Below are 23,131 nucleotides of genomic sequence, written 5' to 3'. Positions count from 1 at the left end.
AATTGCAAGCCTTGAATTTGCCTTGGCGGTCGGATTGTAGTACCAGCCGATCAACACGCCAATCATCGCGGTTGAATCGGTCGGGCATTCATATGATATCTTTTTCCTGCCGTCTTCCCCTGATCCTCGCGGCCTCGCTGCTGGCGGCAAGCGCCGGACCCGGCATGGCCGAGGATGCATTCAAATCGTTCAAGCAATTGGACAGCACGGTGAAAATGCCGAAGCTGAGTGCGTTTTCCACGCCGATTGCCCCTGCCCCTCAGTCCCATTCCAAGCTTATCCGGTTTGAAGCAAAGCTCGACAATGACGGCCAGCCCTTGCAGCAAGGCCTGGAATGGCGGGTCTATAGCCCGATTGCCGGGAGCGATGGCAAATTGCCGATGGTCGCCAGCAGCCAGGGCGGCTCGGCGGAACTGCAATTGGCGCCTGGGGATTATTTCGTCAATGTGTCCTTTGGTCGGGCGGGCGTTACCCGCAAGCTCGATGTGCCTACCGACGGCGAAGTGCAAAAGCAGGTCATGGTGCTGGATGCTGGCGGCATGGTCTTGAATGCCGTTTCCGGCCCAGACACCCGGATCAAGCCCACCAAACTGAAATTCAAAATCTACGCAGGCGATGGTCCCGAGGACAATGATCGCGGCCTGATCATGGACAATATCGAGCCCAACACACTCGTCAGCCTCAATTCCGGCACCTATCACGTCGTCTCGCAATATGGCGAAGTCAATGCGCTGGTGCGCGCCGATATCAAGGTCGAAGCCGGAAAGATCACCGAGGCGACGCTCCAGCACCGCGCAGCCCAGATGAATTTCAAGCTGGTCTCGGAACCGGGTGGCGAAGCGATTGCCGATACCGCCTGGTCGATCCTGACCTCCTCCGGCGATGCCGTGGCGGAAAGCGTCAGCGCCTATCCGGTTCTGGTTCTCTCCGAAGGCAATTACACCGCGATCGCCCGCAATAAAGACCGGATCTACCAGAAGGAATTTCAGGTCAAGGCCGGGGTAAACGCCGATGTCGAACTACTGCTGAAAGATAGCCAGCAGAATGTTCAGCAACAGGCTGGATACGACACCAACTGAGTGTCTTCACTCGGCCTCGACAAAATCCAGGCCGATATCCAGCACCGGCGCGCTATGGGTGATCCAGCCGACCGACAAGAGATCGACGCCGCTTTGCGCCACTGCCCTTGCCGTTTGCGGAGTGATGCCGCCGGATGCCTCGGTGATGGAGCGGCCTGCGACAATCTCCACCGCCCCGCCTAATTGTTCAGGCGTCATATTGTCCAGAAGCACTGCATCGACACCGATCTCCATCGCTTCGTGCAATTGCTCCAGCGTATCGACTTCCACCTCGATCTTGACCATGTGGCCGACACCGACCCGCGCCCGCAGGATGGCCTGAGTGACGCTTCCGGCAATGGCAATGTGATTGTCCTTGATCAGCACGGCATCGTAGAGCGCAAAGCGATGGTTCATGCCACCACCCAACCGCACCGCATATTTCTCCAGAGCCCGCAGGCCCGGCGTGGTTTTGCGGGTACAGGCGACAGCCGCTTTGGTGCCGGAAACGGCAGCGACAATCTGGCTCGTTACCGTGGCAATGCCGGAGAGATGACCGAGAAAGTTCAGGGCCACCCGCTCGCCGGTCAAAAGGCTGCGGGAGGAGCCGGAAATTGTTGCCAGAACATCACCCGCCTTGACCGCGGTACCGTCGCTGACATGGCAGGTCATGACAAGACCGGGATCGACCAGTTCGAAGGCGATGGCACTGGCATCGAGCCCGGCAATCACCCCGTCCCGGCGGCTGGCAATCTGCACCGTCGAACGGTGGTCCGCCGGGATGACCGCCATGGAGGTGATATCACCGGCCAGTCCCAGATCCTCCGAGAGGGCATTGCGCACCAGCGGCTCGACGATGACGCGCGGCAGGGAATGAGAAAACATGTCAGGCGCTCCGGGCAAAGGGCTGCAAGGCAGGGGAAACGGTGTCGTGGGCAAGGGAAAGGGCATCATCCAGCGTCATGCGCTGGCGCATAGGATCTGGACAGGACTGTGGAAAATCGGTCCTGGCATGGGCGCCAGCGCAATGGCGTCGCGCCAGGGCAAACACGGCGACCAGCAGCGCCACCACAGCCGGATCGCTGGCCGAACCGCCTGCTTCAACGAGTGGCAGAAGATCCGCTATTGCCGCCTGCAAGCCGCGCTCATCGCGCAAGACGCCAAGCTTGGCCGAGACGATTGCCCGGACCGAGGCAATATCGTCGGCTGGCGGGACGGCTTGCGGCCTGGAAGGCGTAGTCTGACGGTGTGCCACGCCCGCGACATCCTCTGCGACCCGCATCCCCATCACCGCCGCTTCCAGCAGCGAGTTGCTGGCCAGACGGTTGGCGCCATGCAGCCCGGTGCACGCCACCTCGCCTGCAGCCCAGAGACCGGCAACCGAGGTTCTACCAAAACAATCGGTCTCCACACCGCCCATATGATAATGCGCGGCGGGGCGCACCGGGATTGGTTGCGATGACGGATCGATACCAGCCGCCCGGCAAAGTGCGTCGATGGCCGGAAACCGGCTGGAAAAACCGGGGCCAAGTGCCTTTCGGGCATCGAGGGCAACCGTGCCCCCCCTGGCCCGCTCTGCGCTGATTACCCGCGCCACAACGTCACGCGGTGCAAGTTCGGCTCCGGGGGTGGAGGTCATGAAGCGCTCGCCGCGCTCATTGACCAGCACAGCGCCTTCGCCGCGCACGGCTTCGCTGACCAACGGCTGCGGATAAAGGGGAACATCCAGCGCCGTCGGGTGAAATTGCACGAATTCCATATCCGACAGAACCGCACCGGCACGGGCGGCGAGCATGATGCCCTGTCCGTAATTGCCGGAGGGATTGGTGGTGGAATCATACAGCCCGCCGAGGCCGCCAGTAGCCAGCACCACCCGCGAAGCGGCAATCTGCACCGGTCCTGACGCCGAGGCGCAGAGAACTCCGGTGATCCCGACGTCATCATCCAAAAGGCGGCGCACCTGAAGTCCACTCATCACCGAAATCGATGGCGTCGCCAGCACCGCTGCCGTCAGACTGCGCATGATTTCCGCGCCGGACCCGTCACCCCCGGCATGAACGATGCGACGGCGGCCATGGGCGGCCTCCAAGCCCAGCGCCAACTCGCCCTCGGCATTCCGGTCGAAACGGACGCCGAACCGTTCGAGCATGGCAATCGCCGCAGGGGCCGCGAATGTGATCATCTCAACGATATCAGGATCACAAAGTCCATCACCTGCCGCAAGCGTATCCGCCGCATGCAGCGCCGCGCTGTCATCACCCCCCATGCTGGCGGCAATGCCGCCTTGCGCCCAGGCGCTGGAGGTTTCCGCACCGAGAGCAGCGCGGGTGACAATGGTGACAGGCTGCGGCGCAAGGCAAAGCGCCGTGACCAGACCGGCCAAACCGCTGCCGATCACCACGATCCGATCTTCTGTAGTATCCAGCCTGCTCATACCGCCAGCATCCTTTCCACCGCCCGGCGTGCGGCATCGGCGATGGCGGGATCGACGGTCACTTCCTGCCGGTTTTCCTCCAGTGCCTGGCGGATATTGGCCAGCGTAATCCGCTTCATATGCGGGCAGAGATTGCAGGGTCGCACGAAATCCACGTCGGGATGATGGACGGCGACATTGTCGCTCATCGAGCATTCCGTCAGCAGCACGACACGGGCCGGTTTATGATTGGCGACATAATCCGACATTACCGCCGTCGATCCGGCAAAATCTGCCGCTGCAACCACATCCGGCGGACATTCGGGATGGGCTAGCACGACGACGCCGGGATTGGCCTCGCGCAGCTCGGCAATATCGCCTGCGGTGAACAATTCATGGACTTCGCAATGGCCGTGCCAGGCGATGATTTCGACATTGGTTTCGCGCGCCACGTTACGAGCCAGATATTCGTCCGGGATCATCAACACTTTCGGCACGCCAAGGCTTTCGACCACCGCCTTGGCATTGCCGGAGGTGCAGCAGATATCGGAGGCCGCCTTCACCGCCGCAGATGTATTGACATAGGTGATCACAGGCACGCCGGGATGGGCGGCACGCAACAGGGCAATATCCTCAGGCGTGATCGAATCAGCCAGCGAACAGCCCGCTGCCATATCCGGAATCAACACGGTTTTTGTCGGGTTGAGCAGCTTGGCGGTCTCGGCCATGAAATGCACGCCAGCCAGCACGATCACATCCGCATCAACCTCCATGGCCTTGCGGGCTAGGGCCAGACTATCGCCAACAATGTCGGCAACGCCATGGAAAATCTCCGGCGTCTGGTAGTTGTGGGCAAGGATCACGGCATTGCGGCGCTTCTTCAGCTCCAGGATCGCTGCGATGTCATCCTCGAACGACATCCACTCGGCCCTCGGAATAACCCGGGAGACCCGATCATAGAGTGTTGACAGTGACGGGGCGGTATTCATCGGCTTTCCCTTTTCTACTCATTTTGAGTATATCCTCAAGCCAAGAGTTATTCTCGATTGGAGTTTATGTCAATCACGCGACAATTATTTTTATGAAAACGACAAAACGCCCCCTGATGCACATCCACACGGATGACTGCACCTCATTAAATCTTTTAATATCAGTGATTTATGACCTAGACAGCGGCAGCTTCGAGCCAGACAAGGCGCGCGCTTCCAACACGGCATGACGATAGCGGAAAAGTTTGGCCGGGCGTCCGCCCGTCTCGCTTGCCATGTCGCCGGTCTCCTCGATCAGCTCTTGCTGGTCAATCTGGCGGCGGAAATTCGGCTTGTGAAGCGTGAGGCCAGCCAGCGCCTCGACACAGCGTTGGAGTTGCGAGAGCGTAAAGCTTTCCGGCATCAGCTCGAACACGACTGGCCGGTATTTGATCTTGGCGCGCAGGCGCGCAATGCCGGTCGCCAGAATGCGGCGATGATCGCCAACCATCACCCGGCCCGAGGCTTCAGCAGCCCCGGCTTCCTGCACCAGACCGGCCTCATACATCAGCTCATAACGCTGCAAAACCAGATCCTCGTTCCAATCCATGCCGTTCAAGCCGAAGGAAAAATCGAGCCTGCGCTGGCGATGTTCACGCCGGCTGGTATCAGCCACCGCCCACGCCTGAAGGGCATCGAGAATGCGGGCCAAACTTTCCGGTGGGCCGTTGCGGCGGTCTTCCCAGGGGAAATATTCGTACCAGCCATGCCAGCCGGGTCGTCCGGCGCCGGGCGCTGCCTGCTCGCGGACCAGACCTAGATAGCTGATCGAAATCGTCCTCCCACCGCCTATATCCGTGTCGCGATCCCGGTCGGCAAAGGTGTAGAGCTGTTCCAGATAACCGACCGGATGCCCGGTCTGATCCTCGATCCATTCCCGCAAACCGCCTTGCAAGCTGCGATGGCCAAGCTCGAACGGACCGGACGGCAAGGCATCGCCACCGCGTACCGTCATGACCCGAGGCTCGTCCCCGGTCACAGCCGTCAAGACGGCAATCAGTTCGGCATGGGCAATGGCATTGAGCAAGGTGATGGTCCTGCATGGGATTGGCGTGGGAATGATGGTTACAATGTCGTTGTCGTTGTTGTTGGAAGACTTACAGAAAATTCTCTTTCTTTTCAATTGATTGACTTTTGAAGATCAAATGATTGACACAGCCATTCCTTTTTTGTCGAAAAACTCCAAGCAACTAACTCATAAACAAGATATTTAAAAACATTTTTTGAGTTTCAAAGCTCGGCATTTTTCCCATATATTATTCCGCATAAAAACAACCGATCGTTACCGATGTAATTTCAAAGTACAAATAGCGGATTATTATATGATACAGAAATTTATATATTTAACTTTTGTAATGACATCGGTTTTAATGTCATCAACGACCAGCCGGGCCGAAAATTGCCCAGCCGCAATCAGCGAAACTGAGGTCCTGCAGGCAGAGGAGAGATGGGGCAAAGGATTGGTCGAAATTGGCGCAGCCGAAGACGCAAGAACGGTTGCAAAAAAATTCATAGCCGACACCTATGGCTATCAGGAGGGAACGGTCCTGTTTAAGCCAACCAAGGCTTCCGTGGTTGAGTTTCGCGATACGCCCGAAGACGCGCTATCCTATTTCGTTACCGGGAGACTGGCGGAAGACCATGGATTTGCGCTGACGCCCTACACGAATGTGCGGTTTGAAAACCACGCCATCATTTACGACTGCAAAACAGCGATCTCTATGGGCAATTACTACTTCACCGCCAAGGACGGCTCAGTGACCAAAGCCGATTACACGATGGGCTTTATCAAAACCGCAGATGGCAACCTGAAAATCAATATACAGCATTCATCGCTGCCATATACGCCCAGTCATTGACGGGACTTGCAAGGGGCGGCAACCCGCCCCTTGCTTTAAACAGACCCTTAAGCCAGTTTCCTGGCTGCCCGCTTGCGCTTTACATCCGGCGGCGTCGCCTCATCGACCAGGCTGGCGATGGCCTCATCCAGCGTCATCGACACCTGGTCCTGGCTGCCGAGGCGACGGATATTGACCGTACGCTCTTCCGCCTCGCGCTTGCCGCAAACGATGATGACAGGCACTTTGCCGACCGAGTGCTCACGAACCTTGTAGTTGATTTTCTCGTTGCGGAAATCGGTTTCCACTTCGAGACCGGCATCGCGCAGCTGTTCAGCCACGTCGCGGCCATAATCGTCAGCCTCGGAGGTAATGGTCGCAACCACCACCTGCAAGGGCGCAAACCACAGCGGCATGTGACCGGCGAAATTCTCGATCAAAATACCAAGGAACCGCTCCATCGAGCCGCATATGGCGCGATGGATCATCACCGGCTGGGTCTTTTCCGAATGCTGGTCGATATAGAAGGCGCCGAAGCGTTCCGGCAGATTGAAGTCCACCTGCGTCGTGCCGCATTGCCATTCGCGGCCAATCGCGTCCTTCAGCGTATATTCGAATTTAGGGCCGTAGAACGCGCCCTCGCCTGGCAGAATACCGGTCTTGATGCGCCCACCGGACTGCTCTTCGATGGCCTTCAACACTTCGGTCATCACGCTTTCGGCGCGATCCCAAAGCTCGTCAGAACCGACACGCTTTTCAGGGCGGGTCGACAATTTGACCACGACTTCCTTGAAGCCGAAATCCTCATAGACCGACAGGATCAGATCGTTGATCCGCAGGCATTCCGCCGCCATCTGCTCTTCCGTGCAGAACACATGCGCGTCGTCCTGCGTGAAGCCGCGCACACGCATCAAGCCATGCAAAGCGCCAGAAGCTTCGTAGCGATGCACGAGACCGAATTCCGCAAGACGGACCGGGAGTTCACGGTAAGACTTCAATCCATGCTTGAAAATCTGCACATGACCGGGGCAGTTCATGGGCTTCAACGCAAACACGCGCTGGTCGGCCTCCGGGTCGTTCGGATTGGTAAAGGCATGGGCGGATTTCACCGCAAACATGTTTTCCTGATACCAACCCCAGTGACCGGAGGTTTCCCAGAGCGATTTATCCAGCACCTGCGGCGCGTTGACTTCCTGATAGGTATTGGCCAACCGGCGGCGCATATAGGCGGTCAGCGACTGGAACATTTTCCAGCCCTTGCCATGCCAGAACACCACGCCCGGGCCTTCTTCCTGGAAATGGAACAGATCCATTTCGCGGCCCAGCTTGCGGTGATCACGCTTTTCGGCTTCGGCCAGGATATGCAGATAATTGTCGAGCTGTTCCTGCTCGGCAAAGGCCGTTCCGTAGATACGTGTCAGCATCGGATTGTTGCTGTCGCCGCGCCAATAGGCACCGGCCACCTTCATCAGCTTGAAGGCCGTGCCGATTTGGCCGGTGGAGGCCATATGCGGTCCACGGCAAGGATCGAACCAGTCGCCCTGATAATAGATCTTGATATCCTGATCTTCAGGAATCGCATCGATCAGCTCGACCTTGTAGGACTCACCCTTGGCGGCAAACACTTCACGCGCCTTTTCACGCGACCAGACTTCCTTGCGGAAGGGCTGATTGCGCTGGATGATTTCCTTCATCTTTTTTTCGATCTTCGGCAGATCTTCCGGCGTGAACGGCTCGTTTTTGGCAAAGTCGTAGTAGAAACCGTTTTCGATCACCGGGCCGATGGTCACCTGCGTACCCGGCCACATTTCCTGCACGGCTTCGGCGAGAACATGGGCGGTGTCATGACGGATCAGTTCCAGCGCACGCGGATCGGCGCGGGTAACGATCTCGATTTTTCCATCAACAACCGGGTCGGCAAGGTCGCGCACAACGCCATCGAGCGCAATGGCCACGGCCTTCTTGGCCAGAGACTTGGAAATCGATTCGGCAACATCACGACCGGTCGCGCCAGCCGCGAAGCTGCGCACAGAACCATCGGGAAATGTAAGGGAAACGGTGTCGGACATGTTTTAAAGGCTCCTGATCCAGTCCCGCCAACCAATGCGGGTGGTAAAAATGACCGGCGCAATTGGCCGGGATTGAAGCGGCTGAATACTGAAATTCGGCTTTTCAGTAAAGCTTATTCCGCAGGGAGATCGAAGCGCCAAAACCTGAGCGCCTCAGGCGAAACGCTTTCCAGAAAGGCCTTGAGGCCTGCTTCATCCATGTGACGCCGCAAGACCGAGACCACATCTTCTATGGCGCCTGGCGTCGAGAGATTGTGATTGTGGCGAAGCGCCATGACTTCCGCCATCATCTCCTGGGGCGATTTAAAGGGCAAAACGATTTCATGACAATCCCAATGGCTGACGAACAGTGCCCTTGCACCAACAGACAGTAGATCCGCAAAGGCCAGCCCTTGCGCCACAGTCAGACGACGGCGAAAGACAAGGAGTACGGCCTCCAATGTCGTATAGGCCCGGTGCGTCGTGCCCAGCATGGCTTGATCCCGCACCTCAACCAGAATGGCCTCGAAATCACGAGACGCCTGACGATATTCTTCCGGTACTGTCATGAAACCTGCCGTAACCGCCGTTTGCGTCCAACCCGCCACAGCGACCAGATCTGCCAGGGACGAAAGCGGCCTCCAAGGGTGTGCGGCACATCATCCACGCCCCAGGTGCCACCCGGGCCGCATCGCCCAACCCGAAACAGGGTGAGCCAGCCGCCACTCCACAGTCCATGGCGGGCGATGGCCTCGTAGCCATATTCCGAACAAGTCGGGGAATGGCGGCAATGACTGCCAACCACGCTGGAGAGCGTCAGCTGGTAAAGCCGGATCAGCCCCATTCCCAACAACCTGTCCGGTGTCTTGCGAAAGGGTCCCTGATAATTTCGGCCCCTGTAGCGCGGCATTTTGTCCTCATCGTCGTCGAGGTTTTCGCAGTGCTGGCACATCGGCGAGATAATCCTAGCCAGCCAATGCCGATTGGCGGGCCTCGACCTGGTCGAGACAGTCGCAAAGCGCCTCCAGAATCAGCATGGTCGAGGCATGGCGGGCCTTGTAATCCTTGACGGGCATCAGGTAGCGCATGTCCTCAAACCGGCCCTGCGGCCCCTCGCCGCCTTCCTTCAACATATCAAGCATATCGGCGCGGGCCTTGCGGATCTCGGTAAAGCTGGCACCCACCACATGGCGCGCCATGATCGATGCAGAGGCCTGCCCCAGCGCGCAGGCCCGCAACTCCTGCGAAAAATCAGTGACTTTATCACCGTCCACGGTTACAAAAGCCTTGAGACGTGAACCACACAAGCGGGAGTGCTTTTCAGCCACGGCATCGGCATTGTTCAACGCGCCGACGCGGATGATATTGCCGGCAAATTCCAAGATCTTGCTATTGTAAATATCATCCATCGCCAAACTTTGCTCCAAAAGCCTGCCCATACGCAAAACCCGACCTGTTGGATTATCCATTTTTGCGCAACACTGTGTCGCGTTTTGGCGTATGTCGTGACTGTGCGAGTTCTCTATATATCACATCGTATGTCGGTGTAGAAACATCAAGGCGAAAACTTTGAAACACGCCCACGAGGATTGGACTTGCCATTATGGCTCGAATTACGCAATTAAAGCCTGGATCGTCGAAAAGGGCTTCTGCCAGTATGAGTGACCGGGAGAGTAATGGCATGGATGCCACAGTGAAAAAAATGTCGCCTGAAATGTCCCGCCCCAGCCGCGAGGAAGCCGAAGACGCCGTGCGCACATTGCTGCGCTGGGCTGGCGACGATCCGAGCCGTGAAGGCTTGCTCGACACACCAAAGCGCGTGGCCAAAGCCTATGGCGAACTTTTTGGCGGCTACAATGTCAATGTCGAGGACATCCTCGGCACGACATTCGAAGAGGTTGGCGGCTATAACGACATCGTGCTGGTGCGTGATATCCCGTTTTTCTCCCATTGCGAGCATCATATGCTGCCAGTGATCGGCAAGGCGCATGTCGCCTATCTGCCGAATGGCCGGGTGCTGGGCCTGTCGAAGATTGCCCGCGTCGTCGATCTTTTCGCCCGCCGCCTGCAAACCCAGGAAACCATGACGGCACAGATTGCCGATTCTCTCGTTCAATATCTTCAGCCACGCGGCGTTGCCGTCATGGTTGATGCAGAACATATGTGCATGGCAATGCGTGGCATTCAGAAATCCGGCTCCACGACGCTGACCACCACCTTTACCGGTGAGTTCAAGACCGATGTCGCTCAGCAGGTGCGGTTCATGACCATGGTGCAAAACCGCTGATCGCCTCCATGCTTGCAGCCTGACAATTTTGATGTAATACAATAACGTACCGCCTTACCGCGGTGCGTTATTTTTTGCCTTTGTATTGGATAGACGGCATGATCAGCTTTGCAGCCCCTTCGACGGACAAGACCATTCTGGAAGGCGCTGGCGTGCTGACACCGAAATTTGACGCCCATGGCTTGTTGACAGCCGTTGTGACCGATAACCGCGATGGCGAATTGCTGATGGTTGCCCATATGAATGCCGAGGCCCTGGCACTGACCATCGAAACCGGCCTTGCCCATTATTACAGCCGGTCACGCAAAAGCCTCTGGAAAAAAGGTGAAAGCTCCGGCAACATGCAGAGCGTCAAGGAAATTCGCGTCGATTGCGATCAGGATGCCATCTGGCTCAAGGTCGAGGTTGCCGGCCACGACGCCACTTGCCATACTGGTCGCAGATCCTGTTTTTACCGCTCCGTTCAGCTTGCCGATGGCGAGGCGAAAATGGTGATTACCGACGATCACAGACATTTCGATCCTGCGCAGGTTTATGCCAGCAAGGACCAAAAGTAGACATTTGCTATTTTAAACATCAAAAAGTCTTTACAGAAACGCTTTGGTAAACATAGCGGCGCAGACTACCCCGGAAATACCGCATTTGAAGGCAGAATAAATCTGCTGCATGCTCTCAAAACAGAGTTGGTGGACATGAAAATGCGGGTGGGCGTTAAAACGTCGCCACAGCATACTGCGTCATATGAAGCGCGCTATGCTTTAGCACTTTGAATTTGCCGCATAATTCTCTCCTTGGATCAGGCTCGATTTGAGGAATTACGCGGCAGGGGCGTCAAGCATTGCTGTACAGGGGCATTGCTCTACATGGCAGCGCCGTGCATCGGGCATGATGCACCACTGCATGGTTTCTGGCCTGAGCCAACGGCGGCTTCAGGCAATGCAGTTGGGGACTGTTCGGTCGAAAGGGTGTTCTGAAATGCTGAACTGGAATTTAAGAGGTCAAGGAGCGGGTCGGTCCGCAAAGCCTGGAACCCCATCAGGCGGAAGCACCGTCGCCGAATTGCCACCACCGGTCGTCAAGCCAAAAATTGCGCTTGCCCTTGGTGGAGGTGCAGCCCGTGGCTGGTCGCATATCGGCGTTTTGCGCGCCCTGGATGAGGCTGGCATCGAAGTCGGCATGGTCGCTGGAACGTCTATCGGCGCCTTGGTTGGCGGCTGCTATTTGGCAGGAAAGCTGGACGAGCTGGAGCAATTTGCGAGATCCCTGACCGTCCGTCGCATCGCGGCCCTTCTCGACCTGACCATTGGCGGCGGCGGCCTGTTGGGCGGCATGCGCCTGACGAAACGCATGCAGGAACATCTGGAAGGCCTGACCATCGAAGATCTGCCGCAGCCCTTTGTCGCGGTTGCTTCCGAACTGACGAGCGGCCACGAAGTCTGGATCGATGGCGGCAATCTGGTCACTGCGCTTCGCGCTTCCTACGCCTTGCCCGGTATTTTCGAGCCGGTGCGTTGCAACAACCGGACGCTGGTCGACGGTGCGCTGGTCAATCCCGTCCCGGTATCGGTCTGCCGCTCCTATGAGCAACCGCTAGTGGTTGCGGTCAATCTTCACTACGATCTTTATGGTCGCTCCGCGGTGGTCAAGCACAAGGTCGGCCCAATTGGCCCGGATACCGGTGCGGTAAAGCAGCCGAATCGGCTGGGGCTGACCGGCGTGATGGTGCAATCCTTCAACATCATCCAGGACCGGATTTCCCGCGCCCGTTTGGCAGGCGATCCGCCCGATCTGGCACTGCATCCGCGTGTCAACGATATCGGCCTGTCGGAATTTCACCGTGCTGGTGAATGCATTGCGCGCGGATACGAAGAAACCACCGCCCGTATCGCTGAAATCCGCCGGATGCAGGAAGCTGTGATGCGATAAAGTATCGGACTGAAACGCGGAAATCGGTTTTCGATCCAAAGCTGTGGGGGACATTCTCTCCACGCAGATAAAAAAAGCCTGCCCGGACAAACCAGGCAGACCAAAAATTCAAGCGGAAAACTGGCGATTTATCGCGTGATGTCCGCACCTAAAACCAGGCGCGACACCGGCATTATCCGGCGATATAGGCCTTGATGTGCTCGGCCTCCAGCTCCACCTCGCGGATACGTTGCTTGACCACGTCACCGATCGAAACGATGCCGATCAGTTTGCCGCCGTCTTCCACCGGGACGTGACGGAAGCGTTTGCTGCTCATCATTTCCATCAATTGGTTGACGGTGGTCTCTTCGCTACAGCGAAACACATTGGCGGTCATGGCTTTGGATACCGGCAAGGACAGAGCCTCAACCCCACCTTTGCCGATGGCTGACGCCAGATCGCGCTCGGTGAAAATCCCGACGATCCGGCTTTCCATGCCGACAACCACCACCGCACCGATCTTGTTATGATGCAACACCTTGGCGGCCTCGGCCAGACTGACCGTCGGACCGACCGTAATGACATCACGACCTTTTTCGCTGAGAATATTCCTTACTGTCACAGACATATGCGCCTCCTCCTGGCAAATCTCCGGGCATGCAGGATTGGGTGCCTCTCCTCCTCCTGGATCGACGCCCCCTGATCAGGAATGCTGCCTGTATTTGCTAGAGAACGCAACCAATTGGATGCATCGACACAGCTTTTTTTAATCGTCTGCCATTTTTTGCCCGATTGGGCGGCGGTCAAACAGCGTAAACCCCAGAAAACCTAGGGCGAAACCACCCAGATGCGCGTCCCACGCGATGGCCGCGCCCGGATCACCAACCAGCGGAATCCCGAATGCGATGATCACGTTGCCGGCCAGGAACATGATAATGAAGACAAGGACTGTGCGCTCAGACAGGCTGGCCAGCACGCTCAACCGGGGTGGAAAGGCATCCTGTTCGCGCAGGCGCAGGCCGGAGCGGCCTTGGCCGAAAGCAAACCGGCAGGCAGCCCCCATCAGGCCGGAAATGACGCCGGAAGCGCCGATCAACAGGCTTGCATCACCCCAGTTCAGGCAGACATGTGCAAGAGCGCCAGCGGCTGACGTCGCCAGCCAGAACAGCCAGAAACGCACTGCGCCTATGCGACGCCAGACCGGCGTGCCGAAGGCAGCGAGCCATAGGCCGTTGAAGCCGAGATGCTCGATACTGCCATGCAGCAACGAATAGGTGAACGGTGTCCACAGCCATGCCAGATCCTGGTTGGAAAAATCATAGACATAGCGCACCGGCGAAAAGCCGAATTCCACCATGATCCAATTGGAGATTTCATCAGACAGAATCCAGCCGGTCAGGGCATAGATCATCACCAGCAGCAGCAGCGCCAGAAGAATGCCGCCCGGCATATTGAACACCGGTTCGTGTCCACCGGTCTCCGGGCCGAGGCCCTCGTCCAGCGGATCGTCCCCATCTTCAGGCTCGCGGTCCCATTGCCCCTTCGGCCTGTCGTCCATGCATCTCTATTCCTTGTGACCCGTGAGCATCAGCATATAGCGAGAGATCAGCAAAAGGAAATGCAGGAGATCGCCGCTGTCAGAAAACTGTTGCACACAGACCTTAAGCAATCGCCAGCAAGACGGTTTCATTCCACTACGCCCAAGATTGACATGGGAATTTCACAGCTATTAATCTACCACCCTGACGAATAACATCCGCCGCTGCGAAAGCCCGGAAAACGCAGCAGATCAGCAGCAAGCTCTCGTTATCGCAGGGTTTCCAAAGCCCCAAGAGAAAGGCCATCCATGAAAAAACTCTCTTCAATCGCCGCATTCGCGGCTGTCCTTTCACTTGCAACAGCGCTGACGCCAGCCTTCGCCGATGGCCTCACCCTACCGCCCGTTCCAGCCGGGGTCGGCCATGCCGACAGCGCGCCGCCACCGGCAGGCGTCATGGCCTATGTGGATACCGGCGCAACCAACCAGCGCGGCGACGCCTGCCATGCGACACCACAAACCAATGCCGGTGTGCGGGTTCTCTCCGGTTTCCTGGATCTTTGGACGCCTCGCACGCCCTTCGTCGATGCCGATCAGGAGGCCGCGGCCAAGGATGGTTGCCCGGCGATTGCCAAATCGGACTGGAGCGGCATTCCCGGCAGCCCGACCGATGGGGTCAAGAAGCTCCCGCAATTGCATGAACAGAATATTGCCTATTCCATCAAGGTCACTGGCGAACATACGCCGGAACGCGATCTGGCCGCCTATCTGGACGACCGGCGCGGCAAGAATGTCAGCATTACAGATGGCCTTGGCCCCCTCGCCGACGCCTGGCGTCAGGGCGTGCGGCAGACAACGACGATCACCGGCATGCCCGCTGACGCGACCACCGTCAAATATGATGACAAGGGCAATAATCGCGGTGTCGGCTCCAAGGACAATACCGATCTCGGCAAGGCTGTCGACCTGATCGAGGCAGGAAGCGCCGATGGCTCGACCGAGCCTGCCAAGCGCTATTACAAATATGCCCGCCCCTACCGCGCCAGCGACAAGGTGCGGATCGTACCGCAACTGGAGCTGGCCAAGAGCAACAAACCGGCCTCCGACGGCGGCTTCCCCTCCGGCCATACCGCCGAAGGCTGGCGCGATGCACTGGTGATGGCCTATCTGGTGCCGCAGCGCTACCAGGAAATGTTGACCCGCGCCGCCATGCTCGGCGAAAACCGCATTCGCGCTGGCATGCACCAGACCTTCGACGTGCTGGGTGGGCGGGTGTTGGCCACCGCCATCGTCGCCTATAATCTCAACCGCCCGGACTATACACCGCTGCGCAGTGAAGCCTATCAGCAGAGCCAGACCTGGCTGATGAAGCAAACCGGTGCGAAAGACGGCCAGGCACTGCTGGCGGCGGCCCATGCCCTGCCGAAATCGACGGATGCCTATGCCGATTATGCCTGGAACAAGCAATTTTTCGAACCACGCCTGACCTATGGCTACAAGCAGATCGGCGATCCATCCTTGGCGCCCAGCGTGCCCAAGGGTGCCGAAGTGCTGCTGGAAACCCGCCTACCCTATCTAAGCGCCGACCAGCGCCGGGTCGTTTTGAAAACCACGGAACTGGCCTCCGGCTATCCAATCATCAGTGATCCCGAAGGCTGGGGCCGCCTCGACCTGTTCCGGGCCGCCGATGGGTACGGCGCCTTCGACGGCGATGTTACCCTTGTGATGGACGCTGCCAAAGGCGGCTTCAATGCCGACGACACCTGGAAAAACCCGATTTCCGGCAAAGGCAAGCTGACCAAGCAGGGCAGCGGCACGCTGACACTGTCTGCCAAGAACAGCTGGACCGGCGGCACGGTGATCGAGGATGGTCGCCTAGTTGCGCAATCATCAACCGCCTTGGGCAAGGGCGACGTTTATCTTGCTGGCGGCACGGTGGACATTGCCTCCGCGCCTCTGACCGTGACCGGCACACTGACGCTGCGCAACGATGCGACATTGGACATCACATCGAGCAAATCCACCAAAGCCCCAAGCCTTGTCGTCAGCAAGACACTGTTTATTGACGGTGGAAAACTGGTGGTCAAACCTGAGGGTCAATGGAAAGCCGGACAGACCATCAAGCTGATCACCGCCGCCAGGATTGCTGGAAAATTCGGCGCTATCGAGGTTGAAGGCCATAAGGTCAAGCCGGTTTACGGCAAGAAAACCATCTCCCTGCGCATTGAAGAATAACACCCAAAAGCCGATAGCCTGCCTGGTTCAACCTGAGCCTGGCAGGCTATCGCTTCCTTTGTTTTCGTTGGATTTTCGGGAAGACCGGGTCCGTTTTTCTCTGAACTATATTTGGATAGAGCCCCTGAAGATCAGTGGACAGATTGGTGAAGAGCAAAACACTCTGTTAACGCATAGCGCCTAATATTTCAGGCGACTCAAAGCGTTGAAGAATCGTGGCATGCATTCCTATCATCAAGCTCCCAATAGCGGCTCAGCACGGCCCCCGGTTCAGCGGGCGTTTCAGCGCGTCTCCGTGAGTCTTGAGGGTCGGCTGATGGTGCCGAGCGAGGATGAATATGTCTGCCTGACGGTGGATATGTCGCCGGGCGATGTCAGGGTGATCTGCGCTGCCCGCCCAGTGCCGGGCGAAAGGATCATTGCCTATATCGACCATATCGGCCGCATCGAGGGCACCGTGATCAAGACCACCGATGATGGCTTTGTCATCAGCATCGTGGCAACGGAGCGCAAACGCGAAAAGCTTGCAGCTCAATTGACCTGGATTGCCAACAAGCATGAACTGGGACTGCCGGAAGACCGCCGTCATGACCGGCTGACACCAAAGCAGCCGCGCACCGAACTGGTCTTTGATGACGGTCGCAAATACAATTGCCGGATCATGGACCTGTCCCTTTCAGGTGCGGCGATCGATATCGATATTCGCCCACCCCTCGGCACTGCGGTACGCCTGGGCAGCATGCGTGGCCGCGTCGTGCGCCACTTCCTTGAAGGCGTTGCCATCGAGTTCACCACCCTGCAATCCCGCGAGGCCCTGACAGAGTTTCTGTAGGACCGGTCAGATCCATCTTTTCGCAAAACCGGGTTCACTTTCCGCTGATCGTCTCAAGCATGTGTTCAGAGGGTTCCGCCCTCGGTTTTCGGCTGCCTTGCAGATTTCCCGTATCGAACGCCACTGTGCATTTTTCGACAGGATGCCTGATCCCAATCCCGTTCATCCATCATTCACCAAAACCCATGCATTTTTGGAGTAATTTGAGTATTTCCTGCGGCCTTGTGGGCGCAAATCCCCTTTTGAGACCATTCGACATCAACGTCCGCCTAAACTCGTGGAACAATGATGCATTCTTTCGGCACAACACGTCACAATGTTATTGGCGTGTATTTCTGCATTTTTTTCATATTTTCCAGATGGATAGGCATCCTATTTAAAATGCCGATATAGGCATTTTCAGCATCTGACCCTGCCAATTCCCATAGAAAACAGTAGTAAATTGCCTAAAATTTTATTATAATTTTATACTTATTTTCCTCTCCTTTGTACTTATTCCTACGTTCCAATTTTGCCAGACAGCAAAGTATCACTGTCATTGTACTCCCATAACGGGGAGACACCCAATGACGAACAAGAAGACAACAACAGGTTTCGCCATCATCGCCGCTATCGTGGCATTCGCCAGCGCACAAGCGGCTTTTGCCGGCCAGCCTTCGATGAAAATCAACGGCAAAGCCAGCCAGCCGATCGGCCATTACGAGTTCTGCCAGCGTTATGCCAGCGAATGCCGACCCTCCGGCAGCGATAGAGGTCCGCAACAACTGACGCCCGCGATCTGGCAGGACATTCTTGAGGTGAACTACACCGTCAACACCACCATCAAGCCAGAAACCGATATGGAGCTTTACGGTGTCGAGGAATGGTGGGAATACCCAACCATTGCCGGCGACTGTGAAGATTACGCGCTGCTCAAGCGCCGTCAGTTGATTGCCAAAGGCGTAGCTGAATCCAACCTGCTGATAACCGTGGTACTTCAACCCAATGGCGACGGCCATGCCGTGCTGACCGTCCGCACAGATCGGGGTGATTTCATCCTCGACAACATGCGCAACAAGGTGCTGCTGTGGTCGGATACGGAATATACCTTCCTGAAACGCCAGTCCTCCGACAATCCGGGGCAATGGATGAAGATCCAGGATGGTCGTGCTGCAACGGTTGCCGCCCTTCCGAAAAACTGACCGCCAAAGCGAGGACGCGACCGCATCCACGACATCTGGCAGATATTGGCCCCGGTCGTCCCCGCATCTCCGTCCGACCAAGGCCAAGAGCCGGTTCCGCTGCCACGGAACCGGCTCACTTTTTTGGATATTGCAGACGGACAGAACTGCGCCATTAACGCGCCATTAACCATGCGCTGGCCATGCTTCCAGGCGCGACTCGGGTCCCGTCTTTCAGGTTGTTGGCCAGTGCCTCACCCATGATGACGTGGAAGGGTTGCGCAGCCAAGAAAAGGCCAGTCGAAGCATGGACCATGCCGTCAAGTCACCCGCAGCCAACATCGAGAAGCCCCTGATCTCTCCCAGGGTGCTGACCGTTTGTTTTGCGGTTCTCGGCCTTCTCCTCGTCTTTTCCCTGGCGCTGTTTCTGGGCAGCGACTGGATTGGCCGCGCACTGACAAGTGACCGGCGCAGCGCGAGCACGACACCGCGGGCGATCACCATTGGCCTTGATCATCTGCGCATTGAAGACAACACCATAAGGTTCCAACGTCAGCGCCACGATGGCGCTCTCGCCCGTGTGGATCTGGCCCTGACTTGGCCGGAAATGCGCGGCTATAGCCAGGCAGACCGGCTGCGGTTCGATGATGTCAGCCAATCGAACAAGTTGATCTTCCTTCAGATTTCCCAGAGCACCATGTCACGCGACATGTCCGGCCGGATTGAGCCTATCTACAAGCAATTGTTCGAAGGAGCGCCTCAGCCAGGCCCCTTTGGCCTGACTGGCCACCGCTTTCGGGCAGGCAGCGGCTATGACGGTGAAATTCTCTATACTGCACCACGGCCGGGTCGCCCGGACTTCGCCATCCGTTGCCTTTCACCCGATCAAGCCGGGCTGCAACAGGACGGACCAGCCGTCGATACCTGCCAGCGCGATCTCAACGCCGGTCACGATCTCAGCGTGCTTTACCGGTTTTCGCGCCAGAAATTGGCCGACTGGCGGCAAATCGATACCGCTGTCGAAGCATTCGTCGCCTCCCGCCTCACGGTGTCGAGTGAGTAGATCAGAGCTTGGTCCAGATTTTTTATGGAAATCGGCAAAATTTTAGAAAAATGCAGCCGCGACCGGCAACCTGTTGTTCATCATAAACCACTTGGTAACGCTGTGGTGTTAGCGTCAGGAAATATGTCGCTGGGGGGCGGCCAAAGCAGGAATTTATACGCATAGCACCAGATCGGGCATGTCGCCCCGACCCTATGCGTGATCAGGGCTGGAATTCAGGAAAGAGTGCAGTGGTGAATATGCGAGTTGCTAGCCTCCTTGGTCGAAACATGATTGTTCGGCCTGTCATGCGTGTCTCTCTCACCGTGGCTCTGGTCTGCGCCACGTTGGTGGCTCCGGCTTCTGAGGCCGCCGCTGCATCGCGCTATGCCGACATCGTCGTGGATGTGAATAACGGCAAGGTTTTGCGCGCCACCGATGCTGACAGCCTGCGCTATCCGGCATCGCTCACCAAGATGATGACCCTGTATCTGGTTTTCGAAGCGCTGGAAAAAGGCCGGATCCGGTTGAACTCCTCTGTTCCCGTGTCAGCCCATGCTGCCTCCGAACCGCCATCCAAGCTTGGCCTTAGGCCCGGCGGCAGCTTTACCGTAGAGCAAGGCATTCAGGCCCTCGTCACCCGCTCCGCCAATGACGCGGCAACAGCGTTCGGCGAATATCTCGGCGGCTCCGAGGCTCGGTTTGCCCAGATGATGACATCCAAGGCGCGCGCACTTGGCATGTCCCGCACCACCTATCGCAATGCGAATGGCCTGCCAAACTCCGGCCAGATGACCACGGCCCGCGACCAAGCGCGGCTGGGCATGGCGCTAAGACAGCATTTTCCGCAATATTACGCTTACTTTTCCACCCGCAGCTTCACCTATGGCCGCCAGGTGATCGGCAATCACAATCGCCTCATCGGCTCGGTGCGCGGCGTCGACGGAATCAAAACCGGCTTTACCAATGCCTCCGGCTTCAACCTCGTCACCTCCTTGCAGATCGACGGCAAATCCGTGGTTGGCGTGGTGTTGGGTGGTGCCTCCGGCGCCGCACGCGACAACCAGATGCGGAAACTGATGGCAACCTATCTGCCGGAAGCATCCCGTCGTGGTGGCGCAAGCCCGCTTATTGCCCGCCAAAGCACCGTACCGGAGCCGATGGCACCTGTCGCCCGCGAAACCGCCGTTGCACCGCAATTGCCTCAATCCGGCGTACCCGTGCCGGGCGGACGCTATGATACGGGAAGCCTGAGCGAAACAGCTTATGCCGGTGGCGGAGGCGCCAATGATGCGGTTGCCGCTCTTGCCAAGCAAGCGGAGGCAAGCCAGGCCCTGGAAACAGAAGCGGCTCCCATGCCGCAGACCCGCAAAAGTGCATCGCGCCATTCCAAGTCATCTGGACCCAAGCCGCCAGCCGATGTCGACCATACAGTCACGTTCTCCACCCAGGCCCCAGCTGCGGCACCTTCTGGCTGGACCGTCCAGATCGGTGTTTCGGGTAGCCAGGAAGCGGCGATGGACCTGCTGAAAAGCGCCCGTGCCAAGAGCGGTATTTCACTCAAGGGTGCGCGACCTTTCGCCATGGCCTATGGCGAGGGAGCATCCCAGGTTTATCGTGCCCGGTTCGTCGGCTTCGATGATCAGAAATCTGCGATCAATGCCTGCAATCGCCTGAAAAAGGCAGGCGTCAGCTGCTGGGCCGCAATGCAGTAGTCACTCTGTCTTACCGTGGCCTGCGCAGGTGTTTGCGCAAGGTCCGGTCAGTTCACCTCGAAATGTAATGCGTACGAGGATGTAATCATGGCAAGCAATGAAAACCACCTGAACACCGGCCAGGTCGTGGACCAGGCAGCCGAACACGCAGTTGGCGGTGATCCGGCGTTTCGCTTCAACCCGCGCGCCGGCCTCAACCCGCTGCATGAGGCGGCGATAAGGCTGGCCGATGGCATCAACAAGCCGCGTGCCAAGACGCGGGATCTGATGAACCTGCTCCTCTGCCACGGTGCGCGTGCATGGCGCTATTCTCAGCCGGAAGCAAGTATTCACCTGCATCTGCACCCGCATTCCCGTCGGGTACCGGTAAAGCTACGGCTGCGGTAAAACCATAGGCCCCGAACGAGCAAGTTTGAGCAGATCACATGTCCGCTGCCTCGGCGAACATGACCAAGAATTAATCCAATCTCACTCGCTGGTGAATTGGATTTGATCGGATTAAGCGCGAGGATCTCCTTCACCGGCTAACGAGTTTTTCTCGCCGGTTTTGTTCCTGGAGGAGTGAACCCATGTCTTGCATTGCCAACTCTCGCACTGCCAAGTCTCGTTTTGCCAAAATTTCTCTTGCCGCCGTTCTCGCAACCGCAGCGATGACTGGAGCCAGCCATGCAGCCATGTCTGCTGCTGACAGGGCGCTGGCAAGAGCTCACAATCCCCGCATCATGATCAGCACACCGGATGAGATCGAAAAGCACGACACATTTCAGGACTTTCTCGGGTCTCTGACGCCTAGCAGCCCGCAAGCGCGTGACGTCCAGGCCGCCATTCGCGAAAACCCGGTTCTGCGCAGGCAATTGCTGTCACAGAATGTAGAGCTCAAGAATGTGATTTACGCCGACGAAGCATCCGATGGCAGCTTCGTGCTCTACGTCCGCTGACATATCCGTCGTGACAGGGCCGGACACGCACGCCCGGCCCGGATCTCATTGCCATGGCGCGGCATGTATCGCCATTTCCCATCAGGTTCAAAGCTCTTGCTTTTCTTGGGCTTATCCCGAAAGATCGGTGGCAGATCGATAAAAGGACCTGCCATCATGCCGCTTTACACCCTCGGGGATCTAAAACCGCATCTGCCTTCCGCCGACCGTTACTGGGTCGCACCCAATGCGCAGGTCATCGGTAATGTGGTCATCGGTGAGGATGTTGGCATCTGGTTTGGTGCGGTGCTGCGGGGCGACAATGAGCCAATCACCATCGGCGCAGGCTCCAATGTGCAGGAAAACGTCACCATTCACACCGATATGGGCTTTCCGGCAACCATCGGCCAAGGATGCACAATTGGCCACAATGCCATCATTCACGGCTGCATTCTGGGCAACAACACGCTGGTGGGCATGGGCGCTACTGTTCTGAACGGCGCCAGGATCGGCAATAACTGCCTTATCGGTGCCAATGCGCTGATTACCGAGGGCAAGGAATTTCCCGACAACTCCCTGATTGTCGGCTCACCGGCCCGCGCCATACGCACTCTCGATGACAAGGCCGTGGAAGGCCTCAAGCGCTCCGCGCAAAACTACATCGCCAACTGGCAATGCTTCGCCAGGGAACTGAAACCGCTCTGAAACAGTAATTTCAGACGAGGCACTCCGCGCAGATACCGCGAATTTCGATTGTGGTTTTCTCGGCCTTGAAACCCTGGCCCTTCGACCAATCGCCCAGTCGATGGTCGATGGAGTGATCGTGAAACTCCTTGACCTGCCCGCATTTGCTACAGATCGCAAAGGCCACGGTTCCATGGTCGCAGCAATCATGCTGGAGGTGGGAGCAGACAACGAAAGCGTTGAGGCTCTCCAGCCGATGGACAAGGCCGAATTCCAGCAGTTTTTCCAGCGCCCGGTAAACCTGTAGCGGGGCGCGAAAACCGCTGTCGCGTAGCTTGTCAAGGATCGTATAGGCCGAAAGCGGGCCATCTGCTTTTTCAAGCGCCTGAAACACCAGGCTCTGATTGCGGGTCAATTGCGGTGTGGACATCG

General features: G+C 57.5%; 24 protein-coding genes. 13 read left to right on the top strand and 11 right to left on the bottom strand.

Features of this window, described 5'->3' with window-relative positions:
* The first annotated feature begins 92 nt into the window (after nucleotides 1-92).
* Nucleotides 93-1,079, top strand: a complete 987-nt coding sequence (locus G6L01_RS06605; protein WP_070165120.1) for a hypothetical protein — start codon at nucleotides 93-95, stop codon at nucleotides 1,077-1,079.
* Nucleotides 1,080-1,085: 6 nt separating this feature from the next.
* Here G6L01_RS06605 and nadC read toward each other — a convergent pair whose 3' ends face one another.
* From nadC to G6L01_RS06585, 4 genes are all read right to left on the bottom strand, one after another.
* Nucleotides 1,086-1,943: a carboxylating nicotinate-nucleotide diphosphorylase gene (nadC, locus tag G6L01_RS06600; protein ID WP_070164688.1), complete on the bottom strand. Its 858-nt coding sequence runs from the start codon at nucleotides 1,941-1,943 to the stop codon at nucleotides 1,086-1,088.
* Nucleotide 1,944: 1 nt separating this feature from the next.
* Nucleotides 1,945-3,492, bottom strand: a complete 1,548-nt coding sequence (locus G6L01_RS06595; RefSeq protein WP_070164687.1) for an L-aspartate oxidase — start codon at nucleotides 3,490-3,492, stop codon at nucleotides 1,945-1,947.
* On the bottom strand, nucleotides 3,489-4,460 hold the full coding sequence (gene nadA, locus G6L01_RS06590; protein ID WP_070164686.1) for a quinolinate synthase NadA: 972 nt from the start codon (nucleotides 4,458-4,460) through the stop codon (nucleotides 3,489-3,491). The genes G6L01_RS06595 and nadA overlap by 4 nt, the downstream gene beginning before the upstream one ends.
* A 169-nt stretch (nucleotides 4,461-4,629) precedes the next feature.
* Nucleotides 4,630-5,526, bottom strand: a complete 897-nt coding sequence (locus G6L01_RS06585; protein WP_156584034.1) for an NUDIX hydrolase — start codon at nucleotides 5,524-5,526, stop codon at nucleotides 4,630-4,632.
* 295 nt (nucleotides 5,527-5,821) lie between these two features.
* Here G6L01_RS06585 and G6L01_RS06580 point away from each other — a divergent pair, with 295 nt between their 5' ends.
* Nucleotides 5,822-6,358 carry a hypothetical protein gene (locus tag G6L01_RS06580; protein WP_070164685.1) on the top strand — a complete coding sequence of 179 codons (537 nt, stop codon included), beginning with the start codon at nucleotides 5,822-5,824 and terminating at the stop codon, nucleotides 6,356-6,358.
* Nucleotides 6,359-6,405: 47 nt separating this feature from the next.
* Here G6L01_RS06580 and thrS read toward each other — a convergent pair whose 3' ends face one another.
* The 4 genes from thrS to G6L01_RS06560 all read right to left on the bottom strand — a co-directional run bounded on the left by thrS (nucleotide 6,406) and on the right by G6L01_RS06560 (nucleotide 9,794).
* Nucleotides 6,406-8,406 carry a threonine--tRNA ligase gene (gene thrS, locus G6L01_RS06575; protein ID WP_070164684.1) on the bottom strand — a complete coding sequence of 667 codons (2,001 nt, stop codon included), beginning with the start codon at nucleotides 8,404-8,406 and terminating at the stop codon, nucleotides 6,406-6,408.
* A 113-nt stretch (nucleotides 8,407-8,519) separates the two neighbouring features.
* Nucleotides 8,520-8,954 carry a DUF2267 domain-containing protein gene (locus tag G6L01_RS06570; RefSeq protein ID WP_070164683.1) on the bottom strand — a complete coding sequence of 145 codons (435 nt, stop codon included), beginning with the start codon at nucleotides 8,952-8,954 and terminating at the stop codon, nucleotides 8,520-8,522.
* Nucleotides 8,951-9,337, bottom strand: a complete 387-nt coding sequence (gene yidD, locus G6L01_RS06565; protein ID WP_070164682.1) for a membrane protein insertion efficiency factor YidD — start codon at nucleotides 9,335-9,337, stop codon at nucleotides 8,951-8,953. The genes G6L01_RS06570 and yidD overlap by 4 nt, the downstream gene beginning before the upstream one ends.
* Before the next feature lie 13 nt (nucleotides 9,338-9,350).
* Complete coding sequence (locus tag G6L01_RS06560) at nucleotides 9,351-9,794, bottom strand: iron-sulfur cluster assembly scaffold protein (protein ID WP_070165118.1); 444 nt, start codon at nucleotides 9,792-9,794, stop codon at nucleotides 9,351-9,353.
* A 272-nt stretch (nucleotides 9,795-10,066) separates the two neighbouring features.
* On the opposite strand from G6L01_RS06560, the gene folE reads away from it, so the two are divergent.
* The 3 genes from folE (at nucleotide 10,067) to G6L01_RS06545 (ending at nucleotide 12,598) form a co-directional block, all read left to right on the top strand.
* The gene (folE, locus tag G6L01_RS06555) at nucleotides 10,067-10,672 is read left to right on the top strand and encodes a GTP cyclohydrolase I FolE (RefSeq protein ID WP_070164681.1); all 606 of its coding nucleotides are present in this window, start codon (nucleotides 10,067-10,069) and stop codon (nucleotides 10,670-10,672) included.
* Nucleotides 10,673-10,770: 98 nt separating this feature from the next.
* The gene (gene hisI / locus G6L01_RS06550) at nucleotides 10,771-11,229 is read left to right on the top strand and encodes a phosphoribosyl-AMP cyclohydrolase (protein ID WP_070164680.1); all 459 of its coding nucleotides are present in this window, start codon (nucleotides 10,771-10,773) and stop codon (nucleotides 11,227-11,229) included.
* A gap of 418 nt (nucleotides 11,230-11,647) precedes the next feature.
* Nucleotides 11,648-12,598 carry a patatin-like phospholipase family protein gene (locus G6L01_RS06545; RefSeq protein WP_070164679.1) on the top strand — a complete coding sequence of 317 codons (951 nt, stop codon included), beginning with the start codon at nucleotides 11,648-11,650 and terminating at the stop codon, nucleotides 12,596-12,598.
* A gap of 172 nt (nucleotides 12,599-12,770) precedes the next feature.
* Here G6L01_RS06545 and G6L01_RS06540 read toward each other — a convergent pair whose 3' ends face one another.
* Together G6L01_RS06540 and G6L01_RS06535 are read right to left on the bottom strand one after the other, a co-directional pair.
* On the bottom strand, nucleotides 12,771-13,205 hold the full coding sequence (locus tag G6L01_RS06540) for a CBS domain-containing protein (protein WP_070164678.1): 435 nt from the start codon (nucleotides 13,203-13,205) through the stop codon (nucleotides 12,771-12,773).
* A 138-nt stretch (nucleotides 13,206-13,343) separates the two neighbouring features.
* The gene (locus G6L01_RS06535) at nucleotides 13,344-14,135 is read right to left on the bottom strand and encodes a rhomboid family intramembrane serine protease (RefSeq protein ID WP_139190289.1); all 792 of its coding nucleotides are present in this window, start codon (nucleotides 14,133-14,135) and stop codon (nucleotides 13,344-13,346) included.
* A gap of 288 nt (nucleotides 14,136-14,423) precedes the next feature.
* On the opposite strand from G6L01_RS06535, the gene G6L01_RS06530 reads away from it, so the two are divergent.
* The 8 genes from G6L01_RS06530 to G6L01_RS06495 all read left to right on the top strand — a co-directional run bounded on the left by G6L01_RS06530 (nucleotide 14,424) and on the right by G6L01_RS06495 (nucleotide 22,720).
* On the top strand, nucleotides 14,424-16,349 hold the full coding sequence (locus G6L01_RS06530; RefSeq protein WP_070164677.1) for an acid phosphatase: 1,926 nt from the start codon (nucleotides 14,424-14,426) through the stop codon (nucleotides 16,347-16,349).
* A 220-nt stretch (nucleotides 16,350-16,569) separates the two neighbouring features.
* Complete coding sequence (locus G6L01_RS06525; protein ID WP_070164676.1) at nucleotides 16,570-17,181, top strand: PilZ domain-containing protein; 612 nt, start codon at nucleotides 16,570-16,572, stop codon at nucleotides 17,179-17,181.
* 566 nt (nucleotides 17,182-17,747) lie between these two features.
* Nucleotides 17,748-18,362, top strand: coding sequence for a transglutaminase-like cysteine peptidase (locus G6L01_RS06520; RefSeq protein ID WP_070164675.1), 615 nt, complete (start codon nucleotides 17,748-17,750; stop codon nucleotides 18,360-18,362).
* Between the two features lie 286 nt (nucleotides 18,363-18,648).
* The gene (locus tag G6L01_RS06515; protein WP_070164674.1) at nucleotides 18,649-19,404 is read left to right on the top strand and encodes a hypothetical protein; all 756 of its coding nucleotides are present in this window, start codon (nucleotides 18,649-18,651) and stop codon (nucleotides 19,402-19,404) included.
* A 269-nt stretch (nucleotides 19,405-19,673) separates the two neighbouring features.
* Nucleotides 19,674-21,098: a D-alanyl-D-alanine carboxypeptidase gene (locus tag G6L01_RS06510; protein WP_409050038.1), complete on the top strand. Its 1,425-nt coding sequence runs from the start codon at nucleotides 19,674-19,676 to the stop codon at nucleotides 21,096-21,098.
* Nucleotides 21,099-21,185: 87 nt separating this feature from the next.
* Nucleotides 21,186-21,485: a hypothetical protein gene (locus G6L01_RS06505; protein WP_156584033.1), complete on the top strand. Its 300-nt coding sequence runs from the start codon at nucleotides 21,186-21,188 to the stop codon at nucleotides 21,483-21,485.
* A 182-nt stretch (nucleotides 21,486-21,667) separates the two neighbouring features.
* A complete protein-coding gene (locus G6L01_RS06500; RefSeq protein WP_070164673.1) occupies nucleotides 21,668-22,036 on the top strand; it encodes a hypothetical protein in 369 nt (122 codons plus the stop codon).
* 156 nt (nucleotides 22,037-22,192) lie between these two features.
* On the top strand, nucleotides 22,193-22,720 hold the full coding sequence (locus G6L01_RS06495; protein ID WP_070164672.1) for a gamma carbonic anhydrase family protein: 528 nt from the start codon (nucleotides 22,193-22,195) through the stop codon (nucleotides 22,718-22,720).
* A gap of 10 nt (nucleotides 22,721-22,730) precedes the next feature.
* On the opposite strand, the gene G6L01_RS06490 is transcribed toward G6L01_RS06495, so the two are convergent.
* A complete protein-coding gene (locus G6L01_RS06490; protein WP_070164671.1) occupies nucleotides 22,731-23,129 on the bottom strand; it encodes a Fur family transcriptional regulator in 399 nt (132 codons plus the stop codon).
* Nucleotides 23,130-23,131: the final 2 nt, after the last annotated feature.

The sequence above is a fragment of the Agrobacterium vitis genome (genome assembly GCF_013337045.2).
In the GTDB taxonomy this organism is placed as follows: Bacteria; Pseudomonadota; Alphaproteobacteria; order Rhizobiales; family Rhizobiaceae; genus Allorhizobium; species Allorhizobium vitis_B.
This window is presented reverse-complemented; position numbering and strand designations above follow the sequence as displayed.

Bases quoted from the DNA above. Each gene is read 5' to 3' on its own strand.
- nadC (WP_070164688.1), bottom strand. From the start codon at position 1,943: ATGTTTTCTCATTCCCTGCCGCGCGTCATCGTCGAGCCGCTGGTGCGC.
- G6L01_RS06595 (WP_070164687.1), bottom strand. From the start codon at position 3,492: ATGAGCAGGCTGGATACTACAGAAGATCGGATCGTGGTGATCGGCAGC.
- G6L01_RS06525 (WP_070164676.1), top strand. From the start codon at position 16,570: ATGCATTCCTATCATCAAGCTCCCAATAGCGGCTCAGCACGGCCCCCG.
- G6L01_RS06570 (WP_070164683.1), bottom strand. From the start codon at position 8,954: ATGACAGTACCGGAAGAATATCGTCAGGCGTCTCGTGATTTCGAGGCC.
- G6L01_RS06500 (WP_070164673.1), top strand. From the start codon at position 21,668: ATGTCTTGCATTGCCAACTCTCGCACTGCCAAGTCTCGTTTTGCCAAA.
- G6L01_RS06535 (WP_139190289.1), bottom strand. From the start codon at position 14,135: ATGGACGACAGGCCGAAGGGGCAATGGGACCGCGAGCCTGAAGATGGG.
- G6L01_RS06605 (WP_070165120.1), top strand. From the start codon at position 93: ATGATATCTTTTTCCTGCCGTCTTCCCCTGATCCTCGCGGCCTCGCTG.
- folE (WP_070164681.1), top strand. From the start codon at position 10,067: ATGGATGCCACAGTGAAAAAAATGTCGCCTGAAATGTCCCGCCCCAGC.
- G6L01_RS06545 (WP_070164679.1), top strand. From the start codon at position 11,648: ATGCTGAACTGGAATTTAAGAGGTCAAGGAGCGGGTCGGTCCGCAAAG.
- G6L01_RS06560 (WP_070165118.1), bottom strand. From the start codon at position 9,794: ATGGATGATATTTACAATAGCAAGATCTTGGAATTTGCCGGCAATATC.
- G6L01_RS06490 (WP_070164671.1), bottom strand. From the start codon at position 23,129: ATGTCCACACCGCAATTGACCCGCAATCAGAGCCTGGTGTTTCAGGCG.
- G6L01_RS06505 (WP_156584033.1), top strand. From the start codon at position 21,186: ATGGCAAGCAATGAAAACCACCTGAACACCGGCCAGGTCGTGGACCAG.
- G6L01_RS06495 (WP_070164672.1), top strand. From the start codon at position 22,193: ATGCCGCTTTACACCCTCGGGGATCTAAAACCGCATCTGCCTTCCGCC.
- nadA (WP_070164686.1), bottom strand. From the start codon at position 4,460: ATGAATACCGCCCCGTCACTGTCAACACTCTATGATCGGGTCTCCCGG.
- thrS (WP_070164684.1), bottom strand. From the start codon at position 8,406: ATGTCCGACACCGTTTCCCTTACATTTCCCGATGGTTCTGTGCGCAGC.
- yidD (WP_070164682.1), bottom strand. From the start codon at position 9,337: ATGTGCCAGCACTGCGAAAACCTCGACGACGATGAGGACAAAATGCCG.
- hisI (WP_070164680.1), top strand. From the start codon at position 10,771: ATGATCAGCTTTGCAGCCCCTTCGACGGACAAGACCATTCTGGAAGGC.
- G6L01_RS06530 (WP_070164677.1), top strand. From the start codon at position 14,424: ATGAAAAAACTCTCTTCAATCGCCGCATTCGCGGCTGTCCTTTCACTT.
- G6L01_RS06540 (WP_070164678.1), bottom strand. From the start codon at position 13,205: ATGTCTGTGACAGTAAGGAATATTCTCAGCGAAAAAGGTCGTGATGTC.
- G6L01_RS06510 (WP_409050038.1), top strand. From the start codon at position 19,674: ATGATTGTTCGGCCTGTCATGCGTGTCTCTCTCACCGTGGCTCTGGTC.
- G6L01_RS06520 (WP_070164675.1), top strand. From the start codon at position 17,748: ATGACGAACAAGAAGACAACAACAGGTTTCGCCATCATCGCCGCTATC.
- G6L01_RS06515 (WP_070164674.1), top strand. From the start codon at position 18,649: ATGGACCATGCCGTCAAGTCACCCGCAGCCAACATCGAGAAGCCCCTG.
- G6L01_RS06580 (WP_070164685.1), top strand. From the start codon at position 5,822: ATGATACAGAAATTTATATATTTAACTTTTGTAATGACATCGGTTTTA.